Origin of the sequence: Pseudoclavibacter sp. JSM 162008, from assembly GCF_041366455.1 — a bacterium.
Taxonomy (GTDB): Bacteria; Actinomycetota; Actinomycetes; order Actinomycetales; family Microbacteriaceae; genus Pseudoclavibacter.
Genome location: NZ_JBEWYX010000011.1, coordinates 1 through 18,337, shown reverse-complemented (window position 1 = coordinate 18,337; position 18,337 = coordinate 1). Strand labels below are relative to the sequence as shown.

At 66.1% G+C, this 18,337-nt stretch carries 17 protein-coding genes; 16 read left to right on the top strand and 1 reads right to left on the bottom strand.

Annotated elements, in window-relative coordinates; translation table 11 throughout:
* Positions 1-216: 216 nt before the first annotated feature.
* The 11 genes from ftsZ (at position 217) to ABVF28_RS10555 (ending at position 12,057) form a co-directional block, all read left to right on the top strand.
* On the top strand, positions 217-1,443 hold the full coding sequence (ftsZ, locus tag ABVF28_RS10605) for a cell division protein FtsZ (protein ID WP_104311848.1): 1,227 nt from the start codon (positions 217-219) through the stop codon (positions 1,441-1,443).
* A 7-nt stretch (positions 1,444-1,450) separates the two neighbouring features.
* Positions 1,451-2,167 (top strand): YggS family pyridoxal phosphate-dependent enzyme, encoded by a 717-nt coding sequence (locus ABVF28_RS10600; RefSeq protein WP_371030430.1) that lies wholly within the window; start codon positions 1,451-1,453, stop codon positions 2,165-2,167.
* A gap of 33 nt (positions 2,168-2,200) precedes the next feature.
* On the top strand, positions 2,201-2,704 hold the full coding sequence (locus tag ABVF28_RS10595; protein ID WP_104252836.1) for a cell division protein SepF: 504 nt from the start codon (positions 2,201-2,203) through the stop codon (positions 2,702-2,704).
* Between the two features lie 120 nt (positions 2,705-2,824).
* Positions 2,825-3,109, top strand: a complete 285-nt coding sequence (locus ABVF28_RS10590) for a YggT family protein (protein WP_104252837.1) — start codon at positions 2,825-2,827, stop codon at positions 3,107-3,109.
* Between the two features lie 224 nt (positions 3,110-3,333).
* Entirely contained in the window at positions 3,334-4,080 is a 747-nt protein-coding gene (locus tag ABVF28_RS10585) for a DivIVA domain-containing protein (protein ID WP_104252838.1), read from the top strand.
* A gap of 10 nt (positions 4,081-4,090) precedes the next feature.
* On the top strand, positions 4,091-4,642 hold the full coding sequence (gene lspA / locus ABVF28_RS10580; RefSeq protein ID WP_258068099.1) for a signal peptidase II: 552 nt from the start codon (positions 4,091-4,093) through the stop codon (positions 4,640-4,642).
* The gene (locus ABVF28_RS10575) at positions 4,642-5,568 is read left to right on the top strand and encodes an RluA family pseudouridine synthase (protein ID WP_371030429.1); all 927 of its coding nucleotides are present in this window, start codon (positions 4,642-4,644) and stop codon (positions 5,566-5,568) included. The genes lspA and ABVF28_RS10575 overlap by 1 nt, the downstream gene beginning before the upstream one ends.
* A gap of 76 nt (positions 5,569-5,644) precedes the next feature.
* The gene (dnaE, locus tag ABVF28_RS10570) at positions 5,645-9,154 is read left to right on the top strand and encodes a DNA polymerase III subunit alpha (protein WP_371030428.1); all 3,510 of its coding nucleotides are present in this window, start codon (positions 5,645-5,647) and stop codon (positions 9,152-9,154) included.
* 61 nt (positions 9,155-9,215) lie between these two features.
* The gene (hisD, locus tag ABVF28_RS10565; protein ID WP_371030427.1) at positions 9,216-10,520 is read left to right on the top strand and encodes a histidinol dehydrogenase; all 1,305 of its coding nucleotides are present in this window, start codon (positions 9,216-9,218) and stop codon (positions 10,518-10,520) included.
* Positions 10,520-11,029 carry a transcriptional regulator NrdR gene (gene nrdR / locus ABVF28_RS10560; RefSeq protein ID WP_179556804.1) on the top strand — a complete coding sequence of 170 codons (510 nt, stop codon included), beginning with the start codon at positions 10,520-10,522 and terminating at the stop codon, positions 11,027-11,029. Before hisD ends, nrdR begins: the two co-directional genes overlap by 1 nt.
* Positions 11,026-12,057: a quinone-dependent dihydroorotate dehydrogenase gene (locus ABVF28_RS10555; RefSeq protein ID WP_371030426.1), complete on the top strand. Its 1,032-nt coding sequence runs from the start codon at positions 11,026-11,028 to the stop codon at positions 12,055-12,057. Before nrdR ends, ABVF28_RS10555 begins: the two co-directional genes overlap by 4 nt.
* A gap of 170 nt (positions 12,058-12,227) precedes the next feature.
* Here the strand turns inward: ABVF28_RS10555 and ABVF28_RS10550 are convergent, their stop codons facing one another.
* Positions 12,228-12,812: a DUF3043 domain-containing protein gene (locus ABVF28_RS10550; RefSeq protein ID WP_104311856.1), complete on the bottom strand. Its 585-nt coding sequence runs from the start codon at positions 12,810-12,812 to the stop codon at positions 12,228-12,230.
* A gap of 41 nt (positions 12,813-12,853) precedes the next feature.
* On the opposite strand from ABVF28_RS10550, the gene ABVF28_RS10545 reads away from it, so the two are divergent.
* The 5 genes from ABVF28_RS10545 to ABVF28_RS10525 all read left to right on the top strand — a co-directional run bounded on the left by ABVF28_RS10545 (position 12,854) and on the right by ABVF28_RS10525 (position 17,972).
* A complete protein-coding gene (locus ABVF28_RS10545) occupies positions 12,854-14,272 on the top strand; it encodes a dipeptidase (RefSeq protein WP_371030425.1) in 1,419 nt (472 codons plus the stop codon).
* Between the two features lie 100 nt (positions 14,273-14,372).
* Positions 14,373-14,738, top strand: coding sequence for a HesB/IscA family protein (locus ABVF28_RS10540; RefSeq protein ID WP_371030424.1), 366 nt, complete (start codon positions 14,373-14,375; stop codon positions 14,736-14,738).
* A gap of 128 nt (positions 14,739-14,866) precedes the next feature.
* Positions 14,867-15,820 (top strand): cytochrome c oxidase subunit II, encoded by a 954-nt coding sequence (gene coxB, locus ABVF28_RS10535; RefSeq protein WP_104311858.1) that lies wholly within the window; start codon positions 14,867-14,869, stop codon positions 15,818-15,820.
* A gap of 11 nt (positions 15,821-15,831) precedes the next feature.
* On the top strand, positions 15,832-17,553 hold the full coding sequence (gene ctaD, locus ABVF28_RS10530; RefSeq protein WP_104311859.1) for a cytochrome c oxidase subunit I: 1,722 nt from the start codon (positions 15,832-15,834) through the stop codon (positions 17,551-17,553).
* Positions 17,550-17,972, top strand: coding sequence for a cytochrome c oxidase subunit 4 (locus ABVF28_RS10525; protein ID WP_104252848.1), 423 nt, complete (start codon positions 17,550-17,552; stop codon positions 17,970-17,972). The genes ctaD and ABVF28_RS10525 overlap by 4 nt, the downstream gene beginning before the upstream one ends.
* Positions 17,973-18,337 lie beyond the last annotated feature (365 nt).

Sequence of the window (18,337 nt, the reverse complement as noted above, 5' to 3'; positions counted from 1 at the left end):
GCGACTCGCCGACATTCGGCGCGCAAAACGCAACACACCTGCTGACTGCACGGATCGTGCGACGTTCGCGACCTAGCGTCGAAGCAAGCAACCAGGAAACAGCATATCTCTGAGCTTCAAGTAGAGGTTGAAGCTCGCAGACATTCGCCAGCGGCGACGTGTCGAGGTGTGCATCCGTTCTTCCACCACACCACACGCCAACGAGGGGCCGGACACGTGTCGAACACCAACAACTACCTCGCCGTCATCAAGGTCGTCGGCATCGGCGGCGGCGGCGTCAATGCAGTCAACCGAATGATCGAGCTCGGCCTCCGCGGTGTCGAGTTCATCGCGATCAACACCGACGCCCAGGCGCTGCTCATGAGCGACGCCGACGTCAAGCTCGACGTCGGACGCGAACTGACCCGCGGTCTCGGTGCAGGCGCCGACCCCGAGGTCGGCCGCCGTGCAGCCGAGGACCACGCCGAGGAGATCGAGCAGGCGCTCGCCGGCGCCGACATGGTCTTCGTCACGGCTGGCGAGGGTGGCGGAACCGGAACAGGGGGCGCTCCCGTCGTCGCGCGCATCGCGAAGTCGATCGGTGCGCTCACCATCGGTGTCGTCACGAAGCCGTTCAGCTTCGAGGGCCGCCGCCGCATGCAGCAGGCCGAGCAGGGCGTCGCCACTCTGAAGGAAGAGGTCGACACCCTCATCGTCGTCCCGAACGACCGTCTGCTCGAGATCAGCGACCGCGGCATCTCCATGATCGAGGCGTTCTCGACGGCCGACCAGGTGCTGCTCGCCGGTGTGCAGGGCATCACCGACCTGATCACGACCCCGGGCCTCATCAACCTCGACTTCGCCGACGTGAAGTCGGTCATGCAGGGTGCGGGCTCCGCGCTCATGGGCATCGGCTCCTCCAGGGGCGCCGACCGAGCGATCAAGGCGGCAGAACTCGCCGTCGCGTCGCCGCTCCTCGAGGCGAGCATCGAGGGCGCCCACGGCGTCCTGCTCTCCATCCAGGGCGGTTCGAACCTCGGCATCTTCGAGATCAACGACGCTGCGAAGCTCGTGCAGGAGGCCGTCCACCAGGAGGCCAACATCATCTTCGGCGCGGTCATCGACGACACTCTCGGCGACGAGGTGCGCGTCACGGTCATCGCAGCGGGCTTCGCCGGGGGAGAGCCCAAGACGCTGCAGGAGCAGCAGTCTGTGCCGACGCCAGCGGCCGCGCCTGTCCAGCAGGCCAACACCGGTGCCATCGGGCTTGGCGCAGCCGCAGCCGCTGTCGCCTCCGCACCCTCCGTGCCCGTCGAGCGCGAGCCCGTCCAGGCGCCAGCGCCGGTCGCGCAGGCTCCGGCCTGGTCGACGGCCGAGGCGCCCACCATCGCACCTCGCCGCGAGCCGGAAGCCGCCTACGACGACGCCGAGGACATCCTCGACGTCCCGGACTTCCTCAAGTAGAGCGCGCATGCCAGAGCAAGCTGGAGAGGCGCTCGGCCAGGGTCATCAGACGCTGGCCGAGCGCCTCTCGGCGGTTCAGGCCGCCATCCACCAGAGCTGTCTCAGCGCGGGACGCGATCCCTCGGACGTCACTCTCATCCCCGTCACGAAGTTCCACGGCCCCGAGCTCGTCGCCGATCTGGTCGACCTCGGCGTTCGTCGCTTCGCCGAGAGCAGGCATCCGGAGGCCAGAGACAAGGTGGCGGCGTTCGCAGAGCGCGCCGACCTCGAATGGCACTTCGTCGGCCAGGTCCAGACCAAGAAGGCGCGCCAGATCGCCCAGTACGTGGATGCCGTCCATTCGATCGACAGAGGAGGCCTCGTCGACGCGCTGTCGGGCGTCGAGCGGGCGCACCCGCTGCGGGCGTTCGTGCAGGTCAACATGACGCCGGACCCAGCCAGAGGTGGCGTTCAGCCGACGGAGCTCGAGGCGCTTGTCGAGCAGGTGCTGCGCACCGAGTCCCTCGAACTCAAGGGCCTCATGTGCGTGGCGCCACTCGGGGGGGATCCGCGCGCGGCCTTCGCCGAACTCCAGGCCCTCGGGCAGCGCATCCAATCGCTGGCGCCTTCCGCGACCTCGCTGTCGATGGGCATGTCCAACGACTTCGCCGACGCCATCGAAAACGGTGCGACACACCTCAGAATCGGCGCGGCAATCACGGGAAAGCGACCCGACCGGACGTAGCGTGGGTGCACGCCGAACACACGGAGGAGCACAATGGCCAACCCGCTGCGCAATGCCATGGTCTACCTGGGCCTTGCTGACGAAGACGAGCAGAATCTGCACGACGAGACGCCACAGGCGCAGCAGCAGAGGCAGTCGCCAGCCGCGGCACCTTCGCCGCAGCTCTCTCCGGTGGTCACCGAGCGCCCGAAGCCGGCACCCGTGACCCCGATCACCAAAGCACCCAAGCACACTTCGACCCCGGCGATGGCGGAAATGAACGAGATCCTCACGGTCCACCCGAAGGCCTACAACAAAGACGCGCAGGTCATCGCCGAGAACTTCCGCGATGGCGTCCCCGTCATCATGAACCTCTCCGAGATGGACGAAGCCGAGGCGCGTCGCCTCATCGACTTCGCGAGCGGGCTCTCCCAGGGCCTCTATGGCAAGATCGAGCGCGTGACGAGCCGGGTGTTCCTGCTCTCGCCTCAGCACATCGCCGTCCACGGCGAGTCGAGCAAGCTTGAGGCGGAGAAGGAAGCCTCGTTCTTCCAGTAAACCCCCGACCAGCCTGACTCTGCTGAGCAGCAGAGCGGCCCGCTTTCGCGCGAACGGTGAGACGGTGCATCCTGAGGGTGCACCGTCGCCGTGTCTGCGCGACAACATCTCAGGAAACGAATGAATATCCTCGGCGCGATCCTCGGCTTCGTCATCGGCCTCTACATCATGGTGATGTGGGGCCGGCTGATCCTCGATTACGCTCGCATGTTCGCGCCTCGGTGGAAGCCGAAGGGGTTCGTGCTCGTCCTCTGCGAGGGCGTCTACTCGCTGACCGACCCGCCCCTTCGTGCGGTCCGGAAAGTCGTGCCCCCGCTTCGCATCGGCAACATCGCCCTCGATCTCGCGTGGATCATCGTCATGTTCGCGCTGGTGATCACATCGAATCTCGTGCGCCTGCTCTAAGCGGCGAGTGATCTCCATTAGGTGAATGGCGACTTTCCCGACAGAATGTGACGCGCGGGACCCAAGTGCCGTAATGTGACTTATGTGCTGCGCAGCACAGCAACGTTCTGCGTGCACATCTGGGCAACGCTAGTGTTGTCACGCCGGACCCGGAGTCTGCTCGTCAGACCCAGAGTCTTTTCCAGATACAGACCAATCGCAGAGAGAGTCGAAAGGTGGCCGACATGGCACTCACTCCTGAGGACGTCATCAACAAACGCTTCCAGCAGACCAAGTTCCGCGAGGGGTACGACCAGGACGAGGTCGACGACTTCCTCGACGAGGTCGTTGCAGAGATGCGCCGCCTCGTGGGGGAGAACGAGCAGCTTCGTCAGCAGCTCGAAGAGGCAGAGGCACGCGCCAGCAGCGCGCCTGCGGCCGCAGCTCCCGCCCCGGTCGAAGAGCCCAGCGTCGAGGTTGAGGCAGCTCCTGAGCCCGAGCCTGAGCCCATCGCGCCGCTCGCGCAGCCTGCAGCTCCCGCTCCGGTCGCCGTAGAGGGTGCAGACGAGGCCGAGACGAGCAGCTCGCTCATCGCCCTCGCCCGCCGCCTCCACGACGAGCACGTCGAAGAGGGAACGCGCAAGCGCGACGAGATCATCGCCACGGGTGAGACCCGTGCTCGCGAGATCATCGCCGAGTCCGAGACCCGCGCCCGCCAGATCGAAGGCGACAGCGAGAAGCGTGCCCGCGAGATCACGGTCGAGTCCGAGGGTCGTGCCCGCACGATCGTCACCGAGGCCGAGGCCAAGGAACGCGAGACCATCGGTCGACTCGAGGAGGCCAAGACCAAGCTCGAGGCCCGTATCGAGGAGCTCCGCATCTTCGAGCGCGAGTACCGCAACAACCTCCGCTCCTACATCGAAGGCCAGCTCAACGACCTGAACCGTCAGGCCAGCGACGTCCTCGAAGGCTCCGCACCAGCGGGCCAGTAGCACTCGGAACGTGGAGGACACACCTCTGCAGACCACCGAACGGCGATCGCGTCCGAGCATCCGCATTCTTGCGATGCTCGCCGCGGTCGCCGTCGGCGCGTTTGCGCTCGACCAGATATCCAAGGCGTTCGTCGTCTCCTCGATGACCGAGGGCCAGACCGTCGAGGCGCTCGGCGGCTTCCTGCAGTGGCACTTCGTGAGGAACCCGGGCGCCGCGTTCTCGTTCGCCGCAGGCTCGACGTGGATCTTCACGGGCGTGTCGACGATCATGGTCATCGTCATCTTGGTCGTCGCTCGCAGGCTCGCGTCGAAGCGCTGGGCCGCAGTGTTCGGGCTCGTGCTCGGAGGCGCTCTCGGGAACCTCTTCGATCGGCTCTTCCGCGAGCCCGGTTTCGGCGTCGGCCACGTCATCGACTTCATCTACACGCCGTGGATGCTCCCGGCGATCTACAACGTCGCCGACATGTGCATCGTCGTTGGGATGTCGGCGTTCGTGCTGCTCACCCTGTTCGACATCGGTTTCGACGGCAAGCGCCGACCCAAGGCGAAGAAGGACGCGTAATGCAATCCAGGACGATCCCGATCCCTGACGGCCTCGAGGGCACCCGTGTCGACGCAGGCGTCTCGAAGCTGCTCGGTCTGAGCAGGACACAGGTCGCCGATATCGCGGCGGCGGGCGGGATCACGATCGACGGAAGGCTCGTCGGCAAATCCGACCGGATGACAGCCGGCGCCGTCATCTCCGTCGAGTGGGAGCAGGCCGGGCCGGTCGAGGTCGTCCCGATCGCCGTGCCCGACCTCAAGATCGTGCACGACGAGGACGACTTCGTCGTCATCGACAAGCCAGTCGGCGTTGCCGCCCATCCTTCGATCGGCTGGGACGGCCCCACAGTGCTCGGCGCGCTCGCCGCGGCGGGCTTCACCATCTCGACCTCCGGGCAGTCGGAGCGCCAGGGAATCGTGCACCGTCTGGATGCGGGCACGAGTGGCCTGATGGTCGTGGCGAAGAGCGAGCTCGCGTACGCGCAGCTCAAGAAGGCGTTCCACGATCGTCAGGTCGAGAAGGTCTACCACGCGGTCGTGCAGGGACACCCGGACCCGCTCTCGGGAACGATCGACGCGCCGATCGGTCGCCACCCAGGCTCCTCCTGGAAGTTCGCCGTCACCAGCGAGGGGAAGCCCTCCGTCACGCACTACGAGACCCTCGAGGCCTTCCGGCGCGGGGCACTGCTCGAGGTTCACCTGGAGACCGGACGCACGCACCAGATCCGCGTGCACATGGCCGCCCAGCGGCACCCGTGCGTGGGCGACCCCCTCTACGGCTCCGACCCGACCCTGGCTGGCAAGCTCGGGCTCAGACGCCAGTGGCTGCACGCCAAGGAGCTGGGGTTCGCCCACCCGCGGACCGGCGAGCCCGTGCGATTCACGACCGAGTACCCAAACGACCTGGCGCACTCGCTCGAGCTGCTCCGCGAAGGCGAGCTGTAGTCCACAGGCTCGTCCTCGGAGGCGCTCCGGCGACCTAAGATGGGTGCGCCGATCCACCCATCTTCTCGGAGAGACATTGCCTTCAGCAGACTCGTTCGCCCACCTCCACGTCCACAGCGAGTACTCGATGCTCGATGGGGCGGCCCGGATCGGCGAACTCATGAAGGCCGCCGTCGAGCAGGGCATGCCGGCCGTGGCGATGACCGACCACGGGAATGTGTTCGGGGCGTACGAGTTCGCGAAGGCCGCGAAAGAGCACGGCATCAAGCCGATCATCGGTACCGAGGCGTACCTGACTCCGGGAACGCACCGCGGCGACCGCACTCGTGTGAAGTGGGGCAACGGCGGGGGAGACGACGTCTCCGGCTCCGGTGCCTACACGCACATCACGATGCTCAGCGAGACGACGCAGGGCATGCACAACCTCTTCCGCCTCTCCAGCCGGGCCTCCATGGAGGGGTACTACTTCAAGCCGCGCATGGACCGCGAGCTGCTCAACACGTACTCGAAGGGGCTCATCGCGACGACCGGATGCCCCTCCGGCGAGGTGCAGACGCGGCTTCGCCTCGGGCAGTACAACGAGGCGCGTGCGGCAGCCGCCGAGTTCCGCGACATCTTCGGCGCAGAGAACTACTTCTGCGAGATCATGGACCACGGCATCGACATCGAGCGCCGCGTCATGCCGGACCTGCTGAAGCTTGCCAAGGACCTCGGCCTTCCCCTGGTCGCGACCAACGACCTGCACTACACGCACTCGCACGACGCCGACAGCCACTCGGCGCTGCTGTGCGTGCAGTCCGGTTCGACGATGGACGACCCGAACCGGTTCCAGTTCTCCGGCACCGGCTACTACCTAAAGTCGGCAGCCGAGATGCGAGCCATCTTCCGCGATCACCCTGAGGCGTGCGACAACACGCTGCTGATCGCCGAACGCTGCTCAGCCGAGTTCGACGAGAACGCGAACTACATGCCCCGCTTCCCCGTGCCGGAGGGCGAGACGGAGAGCACCTGGTTCATCAAGGAGATCGACGCGGGTCTCGACAAGCGGTACCCGGCCGGGGTCCCGAGCGACGTCCGCAAGCAGGCGGACTACGAGATCGGCGTCATCAACCAGATGGGCTTCCCGGGGTACTTCCTGGTCGTCGCCGACTTCATCAACTGGGCGAAGGACAACGGCATCCGCGTCGGGCCAGGTCGCGGTTCCGGTGCAGGGTCCATGGTGGCCTACGCCATGGGCATCACCGACCTCGACCCGCTGCGGCACGGCCTCATCTTCGAGCGCTTCCTCAACCCGGACCGAGTCTCGATGCCCGACTTCGACGTCGACTTCGATGATCGCCGCAGGTCGGAGGTCATCCGGTACGTCACCGAGAAGTACGGCTCGGAGCGCGTCGCCCAGATCGTCACCTACGGCACGATCAAGGCCAAGCAGGCGCTCAAGGACGCCTCGCGCGTGCTCGGATACCCGTTCTCGATGGGCGACCAGCTCACGAAGGCCATGCCTCCCGCCGTGATGGGCAAGGACATCCCCCTCAGCGGGATCTTCGACAAGGAGCACAAGCGCTACTCGGAGGCCGCTGAGATGCGCGCCTTCATCGAGAGCAACCCGGACGCGAAGAAGGTGTTCGACACCGCGAGCGGTCTCGAGAACCTGAAGCGCCAGTGGGGCGTGCACGCGGCCGGCGTCATCATGTCGAGCGACCCGCTCATCGACATCATCCCGATCATGAAGCGGGAGCAGGACGGCCAGATCGTCACCCAGTTCGACTATCCGGCGAGCGAGTCCCTCGGGCTCATCAAGATGGACTTCCTCGGACTGCGCAACCTCACCATCGTGAGTGACGCGGTGGTCAACATCAAGGCGAACCGCGGCATCGATCTCGTCCTCGAGGACCTCGAACTGGACGACGTCGGCGCCTACGAGCTGCTGACGCGGGGTGACACGCTCGGGGTCTTCCAGCTCGACGGTGGGCCCATGCGCTCCCTGCTGCGCCTCCTCAAGCCCGACAACTTCGAGGACATCTCCGCGGTCATCGCGCTGTACCGTCCCGGGCCGATGGGTGCTAACTCCCACATCAACTACGCGCTGCGCAAGAACGGCGAGCAGGAGATCACCCCGATTCACCCGCAACTCGAGGAGCCGCTCCAGGAGATCCTCTCGACCAGCTACGGCCTGATCATCTATCAGGAGCAGGTCATGGCCATCGCGCAGAAGGTCGCCGGATTCTCGCTCGGCCAGGCCGACATCCTCCGCCGCGCCATGGGCAAGAAGAAGAAGTCGGAGCTGGACAAGCAGTTCGCCGGCTTCCAGGGCGGAATGCACGCCAACGGCTACTCCGATGAAGCCGTAAAGATGCTCTGGGACATCCTGCTGCCGTTCTCCGACTACGCCTTCAACAAGGCACACTCCGCCGCCTACGGCGTCGTCTCCTACTGGACCGCGTATCTGAAGGCCCACTTCCCCGCTGAGTACATGGCAGCGCTGCTCACGAGCGTCGGCGACTCGCGCGACAAGCTGGCGATGTACCTCAACGAGTGCCGCCGCATGGGCATCACGGTGCTCGCCCCCGACGTCAACGAGTCGTTCGTCAACTTCACCGCGGTGGGGGAGGACATCCGCTTCGGTCTCGGCGCCGTGAGGAACGTGGGAGCGAACGTCGTCGAGGAGATCCAGAAGGCGCGCGAGTCGAAGACCGCGTTCGTCTCGTTCCATGACTTCCTGAAGAAGGTGCCGACGACGGTGGCCAACAAGCGCACCGTGGAGTCGCTCATCAAGGCCGGCGCCTTCGATTCGCTTGGCAACACTCGCCGCGCCCTCGTCGAGGTGCACGAGAACGCCATCGACGTCGCGGTGTCGCGCAAGCGGAACGAAGCGCACGGGCAGGTCGACCTCTTCGCGGGCCTCGACGAGTTCGAAGCCGAGGAGGACGACGTTCCCGTCCGCCCCGAGTTCAATCGCCGCGACAAGCTCGCCTTCGAACGGGACATGCTCGGGCTCTACGTCTCCGACCACCCGCTTGCGGGACTCGAGCGAGAACTCGCGAAGCTCGCCACCACGAGCATCCTCGACCTGACGCAGGCCGAGCACCTGGAGGACGGGCAGCAGGTCACGATCGCCGGTCTCATCACGAGCGTGCAGCATCGGGTGGCCCGGAACTCGGGCAATCCCTACGGGATGATCGAGGTCGAGGACTTCGGCGGCACCATGACCGTCATGTTCATGGGCAAGACGTACCAGGAGTTCCAGACACAGCTCCAAGGCGATGTCATCGTGGCCGTCAAGGGTCGCGTGTCGAAGCGAGACGACGGTATGAACCTGCACGCGCAGGGCCTCACGCTGCCGAAGATCGCAGCGGCCGAGGACGCGGGCACGCTCACGCTCACCATCCCGGACACTCGGGCGACGGAGCCGGTCGTGGATGCGCTCGGCAAGGTTCTGCGCCGCCACTCGGGGGAGAGCGAGGTGCGGCTCCGACTTCGCACGCCGGGTGTCATCCGCCGCTTCGAGCTGCCGCACCGTGTGCGGATCACCCAGGACCTCTACGGGGAGCTGAAGGCTCTGCTCGGGCCCAGTTGCCTCGAGTAGTCCCGGTCGCGTGTCGCGGACGAGACGGCCCCCACTCCCGCCTGACTACGATGGAGACACCATGATGCAACTCATCGATCTGCGTGGTTCTGCGCTCAGCGCCTCCGAGCTTCGGAACATCCTCCCTCGCGCCGAGCTCGACGTCGGGCGTGCGCTCGGCACGGCCGCCGAGCTCATCTCGTCGGTCCGCGAGCAGGGAGCTTCCGCGCTCCGTGAGCAGGCGGTGCGCCTCGACGGTGTCGAGCCACCGCACCTGCGGGTCCCGCAGGAGGCGATCGACGAAGCCACGGCGAGTCTCGACCCCCAGGTGCGGGCTGGCCTGGAGGCCATGATCGAGCGTGTCCGCGCTGGCTCGGCTGCCCAGGTTCCCGACCCGAGGGTCACGACCCTCGGTGACGGCGCCGTCGTCGAGCTCCGCTGGCACCCGGTGAGGCGTGTCGGCCTCTACGTGCCTGGCGGGAAGGCCGTCTATCCGTCGAGCGTCGTCATGAACGTCTGCGCCGCGATGGCGGCGGGCGTCTCCTCGATCGCGATCGCGTCGCCGCCGCAGCGGGAGTTCGGTGGGGGTGTCCACCCCACGATCCTCGGCGCGGCTGGCCTCCTCGGGGTCACCGAGGTCTACGCCATGGGCGGGGCAGGCGCCATCGGCGCGTTGGCGCACGGGGTCCCTGACGTCGGCCTCGAACCGGTCGAGGTCATCACGGGCCCGGGCAATGTGTACGTCGCTGCAGCGAAGCGCATCGTGCAGGCGTTCGTCGGCATCGACTCCGAGGCGGGCCCGACGGAGATCCTCGTGATCGCCGACGACTCCGCAGATGCGGACCACGTCGCGGCGGACCTGGTGAGCCAGGCCGAGCACGACGAGCTCGCGTCGGCGCTTCTCGTCACCCCCGACGCGGACTGGGCGAAGCGTGTGCTCGAGCGCGTCGAGGCCCGAGCAGCGGCGACCAAGCACGCCGAGCGCGTGCGCGTCTCGCTCGGCGGCCGCCAGTCCGCCGTCATCCTCGTCGACGACCTCGCCGCAGCAGCCAGAGTGTCGAATGCCTACGCGCCCGAGCACCTCGAGGTGCAGACTCGCGAGCCCGAGGCGATGCTCGCGATGCTCCACAACGCTGGAGCCATCTTCATGGGCGCCAACTCGCCAGTGAGCCTCGGGGACTACCTCGCTGGCTCCAACCACGTGCTGCCGACGGGCGGCCAGGCCGCGCACACGCCCGGTCTCGGCGCGCACACGTTCCTCCGCCCGCAGCAGATCATCCGCTACGACAGGGAGGCCCTGCGCGCCGTGAGCGAGCATGTCGTGGCGCTCGCAGGTGCTGAGGACCTCCCGGCGCACGGTGAGGCAGTGACGGCGAGGTTCAGCTGATGCACTGCCCGTTCTGCCGTCACCCTGACTCACGGGTCATCGACTCACGCACGAGCGACGACGGTTTCGCGATCCGTCGAAGGAGGCAGTGCCCGGAATGCGGGCGCCGATTCTCCACGACCGAGACGGCGAGCCTCACGGTCATCAAGCGCAACGGCGTCGTCGAGTCGTTCTCACGCGACAAGGTGGTGGCGGGTGTCCGCAAGGCTTGCCAGGGGCGGCCCGTGACCGATACGGACCTGGCGCTCCTCGCGCAGCGCGTGGAAGAGAGCATCCGCGCGACCGGGGCGTCGCAGATCGAAGCCAACGACATCGGCCTGGCCATCCTGCCGCCGCTGCGTGAGCTGGATGACGTCGCCTACCTCCGCTTTGCGAGCGTCTACCAGGGCTTCGCCGGCCTTGACGACTTCCGTGCCGCCATCGATCGAATGCACGAGGACGGCATCAGGGCCCAGTACGCCACCGAGTCAGCCGACGGCGAGTCGACAGTCAAGGGAGAGACCCGATGAACGCCGCCTATCGTCTGCTGTTCAGGCACGTCCTGTCCAAGATGGACCCGGAACGCGCGCACGCGCTCGCCTCCGGGGTCATCCGTGCGCTCGGTCGTCGCGGGCCGGCTGCCCTTCTCTCGCCGCTCGCCGCGCCTGCCGAATCGCTCAGGGTCGAGACGATGGGCCTTAGCTTCGCGTCGCCGTTCGGTCTCGCGGCCGGTTTCGACAAGGACGCCGAGGACATCGACGGCCTCGCCACGCTCGGCTTCGGCCACGTTGAGGTCGGGACCGTGACGCCCCGCCCGCAGTCGGGCAACCCCGGTCCGCGGCTCTTCCGGCTCGTCGCCGACGGCGCGCTCATCAACCGCATGGGCTTCAACAATCGCGGAGCTGAACTCGCGGCCGCCAACATCGCGGCTCGTCGCAACCGCTCCGTCATCGTCGGCGTCAACATCGGCAAGAACAAGACGACCGAGGCTGACGACGCTCATCTCGACTACGCGGCCGCCGCGGCCGCGGTCAAAGATGTCGCGGACTATCTGGTCGTGAACGTCTCCTCGCCGAACACGCCCGGCCTGCGCAGCCTGCAGTCCCTTGGATCGCTGACGCCCATCCTTCGAGCGGCACGGGATGCGGCACCCGGTGTCCCCTTGCTGGTCAAGATCGCTCCAGACCTGGACGACGAGGAGATCCGGGAGGTCACTCAGCTGGCCATCGACGAGGGTCTGGCCGGAATCATCGCGGCCAACACGACGATCTCGCGCTCGGGGTTGCGCACGTCGGCACGCATCGTGGAGGCGTTCGGCGCTGGAGGCCTGTCCGGTCGTCCCCTGACCGAGCGTTCACTCGAGGTCCTGCGCATCGTCAAGGAGGCGTCCGGGGACCGGCTGTGCATCATCTCCGTCGGAGGGGTCGCGGACGCGGCCGAGGTTCGCCGACGCCTCGATGCGGGCGCAACGCTCGTCCAGGGCTACACCGAGTTCCTCTACGCGGGTCCCATGTGGGCTGCCAGCATCAATCGCGGACTCGCACGTCTCGCACGCTGACCAACGCTTCCGCGCGAAGGTCTCAGTTTGGGCACCATGTCGGATTCCCAGCCGCCTGACACCTTCGGGCAACCCTGCGGGTCTAGATTGTGAAACAGCGAAGGCCCGAGCGGAATACCGTTCGGGCCTTCGAGTTTTCCTGCGGGCAGCCGGTCGCGCCCCTGACGCGACTACTTGCCGGTGAACTCGATCTTCGCGCCGCGCTTGACCTGCGACTTGGGCATGCGCATGACTCGCAGCTGCAGGCAGCGGGCGATCGTGCCGATCATGATGCCCTTCTCGACCTTGTCCTTGCCGACGACCGCGGCGATGCGGCGCTTGATCATGTTGGCGACCATGACGGCCTCGAGGATGCACACGGCGAGGAACGCCCAGATGAAGCTCATGGCCCAGATGCCGATCGACTGGCTCGGGATGAACGTCGCGAAGATCACGAGGAACATCATCGGCAGCAGCAGCTCGCCGATCGAGTACCTCGCGTCGATGTAGTTGCGCATGAAGCGCTTCTGCGGACCGCGCTCGGTCGGACGGAGGTAGCGGTCGTCGCCCTTGGCGAGCCCCTCACGTGCCTTCGCCTGCTCGATGCGGACCTTCGCCTGCATCTCGCGCTTGGCCTGCTTGCGGTCCTCTGGGACGAGGGGACGCAGGTTCTGCGCTTCGCGCTCGCGCCTCGTGGGGGTCGGCTGCTGCTTCTTCGCCGGAGACTTCGCGGGAAGCGATGCTGTCTCGGCGCTCTTGGACTCGTGCTTCGACATGATGCCTCTCAAGAACTCTGGTGTGATTTAGCCTAACCGCTATGACTCTCCCCGAAGCCCCACTCGATGCACACGATCAGGAACAGCGACTCCTCGAAGCGGTCGAGGACCGTTTTCCTGTCACCATCGCCCGACTTTCCGGCCTCGTCCGCATCCCGTCCGTCTCCTGGGACGCCTTCGACCGAGTGCACGTGCAGCGCAGCGCCGAACGCACAGCGGAGCTCTTGCGTGAGCTCGAGCTGTTCGACTCCGTCGAGATCGACGGCGTCGAGACGTCCGAGGGCCACGCGGGCCAGCCTGCCGTGATCGCGACGCGACAGGCCGAGCCGGGCCAGCCCACCGTCCTGCTCTACGCGCACCACGACGTGCAGCCGCAGGGGAGCGCCGACGACTGGCGAACCCCGCCGTTCGAGCCGACCCTGCGCGAGGGGCGGCTCTACGGTCGCGGCGCGAGTGACGACAAGGCGGGAGTCATGACGCATATCGCGGCTCTCGAGGCGCTCAGCGCGTCCACGTCAGGGAGGCCCAGAATCGGCATCTCCGTGTTCATCGAGGGCGAGGAGGAGAACGGCTCGCGCAGCTTCTCGGACTTCCTCGCCAAGCATCGGGCTGCCCTCGGGGCCGACGCGATCATCGTCGCCGACAGCGACAACCCCTCCACCACCACTCCTGGGCTGACCGTCTCCCTGCGCGGCAACGTGACGATGAAGGTCACCGTTCGAACGCTCGGTCATGCCTCCCACTCTGGGATGCTCGGGGGTGCAGTGCCGGACGCGATGCTCGCGGCCGTGCGCCTGCTCGATACGCTCTGGGATGCGGATGGCGCGGTCGCCGTGGCGGGTCTCGGCACGCGCAGCGCGGGACCAGCAGGCGGGGATGAGGCGGACGTCCGGCGCGACGCAGAGCTCCTCGAGGGGGTCTCGACGATCGGGCGGGGGAGCATGCACGACCGGCTCTGGAACCAGCCCGCGATCACCATCACCGGCATCGATGCGCCGAGCGTCGCTGAAGCGTCCAACACGCTCCTTCCCGTCGTGTCGGTCCGCCTCTCGGCCCGCATCGCCCCAGGTGACGACGCAGCGGAGGCCTACGCGGCCATCGAGCGTCACCTCACCGAGCACGCCCCATTCGGAGCGCACATCGAGATCACCCAGCCAGACGTCGGGCAGCCGTTCCTCGTCGATACCGCGGGACCCGCGGTCGGCCTTATGAAGTCCGCGATGCGCGACGGGTGGGGCGCGGAGCCTGCCGAGACGGGCATCGGCGGGTCGATCCCGTTCATCGCCGCCCTCGCAGAGGTGTACCCCGACGCCGAGATCCTCGTGACCGGAGTGGAGGACCCGGCCACGATGGCGCACAGCCCCAACGAGTCGCAGGACCTGGGCGTGCTGCGTCGCGCGATCTCGGCCGAAGGCCTCTTCCTCCTCCGCTTCGCGCGGCCGGATGCCGACATCAGCTGATGCGATTCCGGCTGAGGAGGAATACCCTGGAGCCATACGCCGTTACTGAGGTGAAGAGCGCGGGAGCAGGACGTCCCGCCCAGCAGCACGAGGAGAATCCATGAGCGCAGTTCTTGAAGGCATCACCGTGAGCGAGGCCACGCACTCCGTGACCCTGACCCAGGCGGCCCTTGACAAGATCAAGAACCTGATCGGCCAGGAGAGCGAGGGTGGCCTGCGACTGCGCATCGCCGTCCAGCCAGGAGGATGCTCCGGCCTCATTTACCAGCTGTTCTTCGACGAGCGCATCCTCGACGGTGACGCGACGGTCGACTTCGATGGCGTGGAGGTCATCGTCGATCCGATGAGCGTTCCCTACCTTGACAACGCGAAGATCGACCTCGAAGACACGATCCAGAAGCAGGGCTTCACGATCGACAACCCGAGTGCGCAGGGTTCCTGTGCTTGTGGCGACTCCTTCCACTGACTCGACACGCGGGGCTCACCCTCGCGACACACCCGAAACGGCGCGGTCTCTGACCGCGCCGTTTTGTCGTCCCCGCGCGCCCCGGGTCATCGACCCTTCCGATTCGCACTAGACTGACAGCAACCTGTATGCGTCACCTCGAAAGGTTTGCCGTGCGAGACACCCGCCGCGTGAAGTGGTTCGCCGCTCCGATTGCAGCAGCCCTGATTCTGATCCTGGCTGGCTGCACGTCGCAAGAACTACGGGGCTACATGCCCGGTGACCCTGGTGTCACCAACCATTCCGACGCCTTCACGAACTTCTGGGTGAACTCCTGGATCATCCTCCTCGTCGTGGGAGGGATCACCTGGGGTCTCATCATCTGGGCGTCAGTTCTGTTCCGCCGCCGCAAGGGCGAGAAGGGCTTGCCGGCGCAGCTGCGCTACCACATGCCCATCGAGATCCTCTTCACCGTGGTCCCGGTCATCCTGGTCGCAGGCTTCTTCGCCTTCACCGTGCGTGAGGAGGCCCCGGTCGTCTCCAACTTCGCCGAAGAAGAGCAGGACGTCAAGATCGAGGTCTACGGCAAGCAGTGGGCGTGGGACTTCAACTACCTGCCCACGAGCAACACCGAGTACGACTCCGGTGTCTACTACGAGGGAATCCAGGCGCAGGAGATCCGCGAGCCGTCCGAGGGCGGCGAGCGCGGCGCCGCCACCGGGGAGGTCGACGAGGCTGCGCTGCCGAAGCTCGTCCTTCCGGTCGGTGCGAACGTCACGCTCGACATCAAGTCGCGCGACGTCATCCACTCCTTCTGGATCGTCGACTTCCACTACAAGATCGACAACATCCCCGGCCACACCAACACCATGTCGTTCGTCCCAGAACGTGAAGGCACGTACATGGGCAAGTGCGCCGAGCTCTGCGGCGAGTACCACTCGATGATGCTCTTCCAGGTCGAGGTCGTCTCGCAGGCCGAGTACAACGCCTACATCGCCGAGCTTCGCGCGGCGGGCAACGTCGGCTCCCACGGAGACGACTACAACCGCAACCAGAACCTTCCGGGCACTGATGTTCCCGAGTTCAACCACGAGTCGGAATAGGGGCGACGAATATGACGTCAACGCTGAACCGTCCAGGCATCACCCCGGTCTCTGAGGCGACCACCGCTCCTAGCAGCTCAGTCGAGCGCAAGGGCAATGTCCTCGTTTCCTGGATCACCTCGACGGACCACAAGACCATCGGGTACATGTACCTGATCTCCAGCTTCGTCTGGTTCTGCATCGGTGGCGTGATGGCGCTGGTCATCCGTACCCAGCTCTTCGAGCCGGGCATGGAGATCATCGACACGAAAGAGCAGTACAACCAGCTCTTCACCATGCATGGCACGATCATGCTGCTCATGTTCGGAACGCCGCTGTTCTCCGGCTTCGCGAACGTCCTCGTGCCTCTGCAGATCGGCACGGCCGACGTCGCCTTCCCGCGACTCAACGCCTTCGCCTTCTGGCTCTTCACCTTCGGCGCGCTCATCGCGGTCGGCGGCTTCCTCACGCCGGGAGGTGCGGCATCCTTCGGCTGGACGGCCTACGTCCCCTTGTCGACGACCACCTATTCCCCAGGCGTAGGCGGCAACCTCTGGGTGGCCGGTCTCGCGGCGACAGGCTTCGCGACGATCTTCGGTGCCGTGAACTTCATCACGACGATCATCACCATGCGCGCGCCCGGCATGACGATGTGGCGCATGCCGATCTTCACCTGGAACGCGATGATCACGTCGATCCTCGTCCTCTTCGCCTTCCCCGTCCTCGCTGCCGCCTGGTTCGGTCTCCTCATGGATCGCGTGTTCCTGACGCACATCTACGACGTCGAGGCCGGTGGTGCGATCCTCTATCAGCACCTGTTCTGGTTCTTCGGCCATCCAGAGGTCTACGTGCTCGCTCTGCCGTTCTTCGGCATCGTCTCCGAGATCTTCCCGGCCTTCAGCAGGAAGCCGATCTTCGGCTACAAGACCCTCGTCTACGCGACGATCGCGATCGCCGCCCTGTCAGCGTCCGTGTGGGCGCACCACATGTACGTGACCGGCACCGTGCTCCTGCCGTTCTTCGCGCTCATGACGATGCTGATCGCCGTGCCCACCGGAGTGAAGATCTTCAACTGGATCGGAACTCTCTGGCGAGGCTCGGTGACGTTCGAGACGCCCATGCTCTTCTCGCTCGGCTTCCTCGTCACGTTCGTCTTCGGTGGCCTGACGGGAGTCATCCTGGCCTCGCCGATGCTCGACTTCCACGTGTCGGACACCTACTTCGTCGTGGCGCACTTCCACTACGTGGTCTTCGGCACCATCGTGTTCGCGATGTTCGCCGGCGCCTTCTTCTGGTGGCCGAAGTGGACCGGCAAGATGCTCAACGAGCGCCTCGGCAAGATCCAGTTCTGGTTGCTGTTCATCGGCTTCCACATGACGTTCCTCATCCAGCACTGGCTCGGTGTGATGGGCATGCCGCGGAGGTACGCCACCTACCAGCCCGAGGACAACTTCACGTGGATGAACCAGCTGTCGACGATCGGCGCGTTCGTACTCGCCATCTCGCTCCTGCCGTTCTTCTTGAACATCTTCCTCACCGCGCGCAATGCGCCGAAGGTCACGGTTGACGACCCGTGGGGCTACGGCTCCTCGCTCGAGTGGGCAACCAGCTGCCCGCCGCCGCGACACAACTTCACGTCCATCCCACGCATCCGTTCGGAGCGCCCGGCGTTCGACCTCAACCACCCCGAGGTCGCACCACACGGATACCGTGACCTGACGCCCGTCAACGACAAGATCGGAGAACGAGAGTGAAGACCTCAGCCCGCCTCCTCTGGGTCCTCGCCGTCTTCTACGCGGTTGTGACCGTCATCTACGTCCTGTGGACTCGTGCGGCTCTCGGCCACTACGAGTGGGTCGGCATCGTCGCACTGGCGCTGTCTGGTCTGTTCGTGGCGTTCGTCGCGTTCTACCTGGGCAGCTCCGCCAAGCCTTTCCGCGTGCACGTCCTCCCGGAGGATCGTCTCGACGGGGAGATCGCTGACGCCGACCCCGAGCTCGGGTTCTTCCCGCCGCAGAGCTGGTGGCCGTTCGTGCTGGCCCTCGCCGTCGGCCTGATCTTCCTCGGCCTGTCGATCGGTGGATGGTGGTTCGCGTACTTCGCGGCCCCGCTGTTCATCATCGCGATCGTCGGCTGGGTGTTCGAGTACTACCGCGGACGCTACGCCCACTAGGCGCTGTCCGAAGGCTTCTGGCCCGTCCCTCTCACGAGGGGCGGGCCTTTTGCGTGTGTTCTCGCGCACGCCGGGCCCACGCGGTAGGGGAGTGCTATCTCGTGCTTGCGCTGGCGCTGGTGAGGGCCGGGGGACATGGGCCTCGACATGGGCCTCACGTGCGCGTCCACGGCGTCTGCTGGCCCATATTCGGTCATCGGCAGGACAGGCACGAGCGGCTGAGTTGTCCACGACCTGATGATGGCGCTCATCGAAATTCCCCAGAGTTGCTCATCGGAATTCCTCAGGTCGCGTGGTCAGGTTAGCGCAGGTTCGTGCCGGTCGTGACGCGGCGGAGTTCGTCTGCGGCGGTGGCGTGGTGGCGG

Excerpts from the sequence above, each read along its gene's own strand:
- ABVF28_RS10600 (WP_371030430.1), top strand. The coding sequence starts at position 1,451 with ATGCCAGAGCAAGCTGGAGAGGCGCTCGGCCAGGGTCATCAGACGCTG.
- ABVF28_RS10595 (WP_104252836.1), top strand. The coding sequence starts at position 2,201 with ATGGCCAACCCGCTGCGCAATGCCATGGTCTACCTGGGCCTTGCTGAC.
- ABVF28_RS10590 (WP_104252837.1), top strand. The coding sequence starts at position 2,825 with ATGAATATCCTCGGCGCGATCCTCGGCTTCGTCATCGGCCTCTACATC.
- ABVF28_RS10585 (WP_104252838.1), top strand. The coding sequence starts at position 3,334 with ATGGCACTCACTCCTGAGGACGTCATCAACAAACGCTTCCAGCAGACC.
- ABVF28_RS10575 (WP_371030429.1), top strand. The coding sequence starts at position 4,642 with ATGCAATCCAGGACGATCCCGATCCCTGACGGCCTCGAGGGCACCCGT.
- hisD (WP_371030427.1), top strand. The coding sequence starts at position 9,216 with ATGATGCAACTCATCGATCTGCGTGGTTCTGCGCTCAGCGCCTCCGAG.
- nrdR (WP_179556804.1), top strand. The coding sequence starts at position 10,520 with ATGCACTGCCCGTTCTGCCGTCACCCTGACTCACGGGTCATCGACTCA.
- ABVF28_RS10555 (WP_371030426.1), top strand. The coding sequence starts at position 11,026 with ATGAACGCCGCCTATCGTCTGCTGTTCAGGCACGTCCTGTCCAAGATG.
- ABVF28_RS10550 (WP_104311856.1), bottom strand. The coding sequence starts at position 12,812 with ATGTCGAAGCACGAGTCCAAGAGCGCCGAGACAGCATCGCTTCCCGCG.
- ABVF28_RS10545 (WP_371030425.1), top strand. The coding sequence starts at position 12,854 with ATGACTCTCCCCGAAGCCCCACTCGATGCACACGATCAGGAACAGCGA.
- ABVF28_RS10540 (WP_371030424.1), top strand. The coding sequence starts at position 14,373 with ATGAGCGCAGTTCTTGAAGGCATCACCGTGAGCGAGGCCACGCACTCC.
- coxB (WP_104311858.1), top strand. The coding sequence starts at position 14,867 with ATGCGTCACCTCGAAAGGTTTGCCGTGCGAGACACCCGCCGCGTGAAG.
- ctaD (WP_104311859.1), top strand. The coding sequence starts at position 15,832 with ATGACGTCAACGCTGAACCGTCCAGGCATCACCCCGGTCTCTGAGGCG.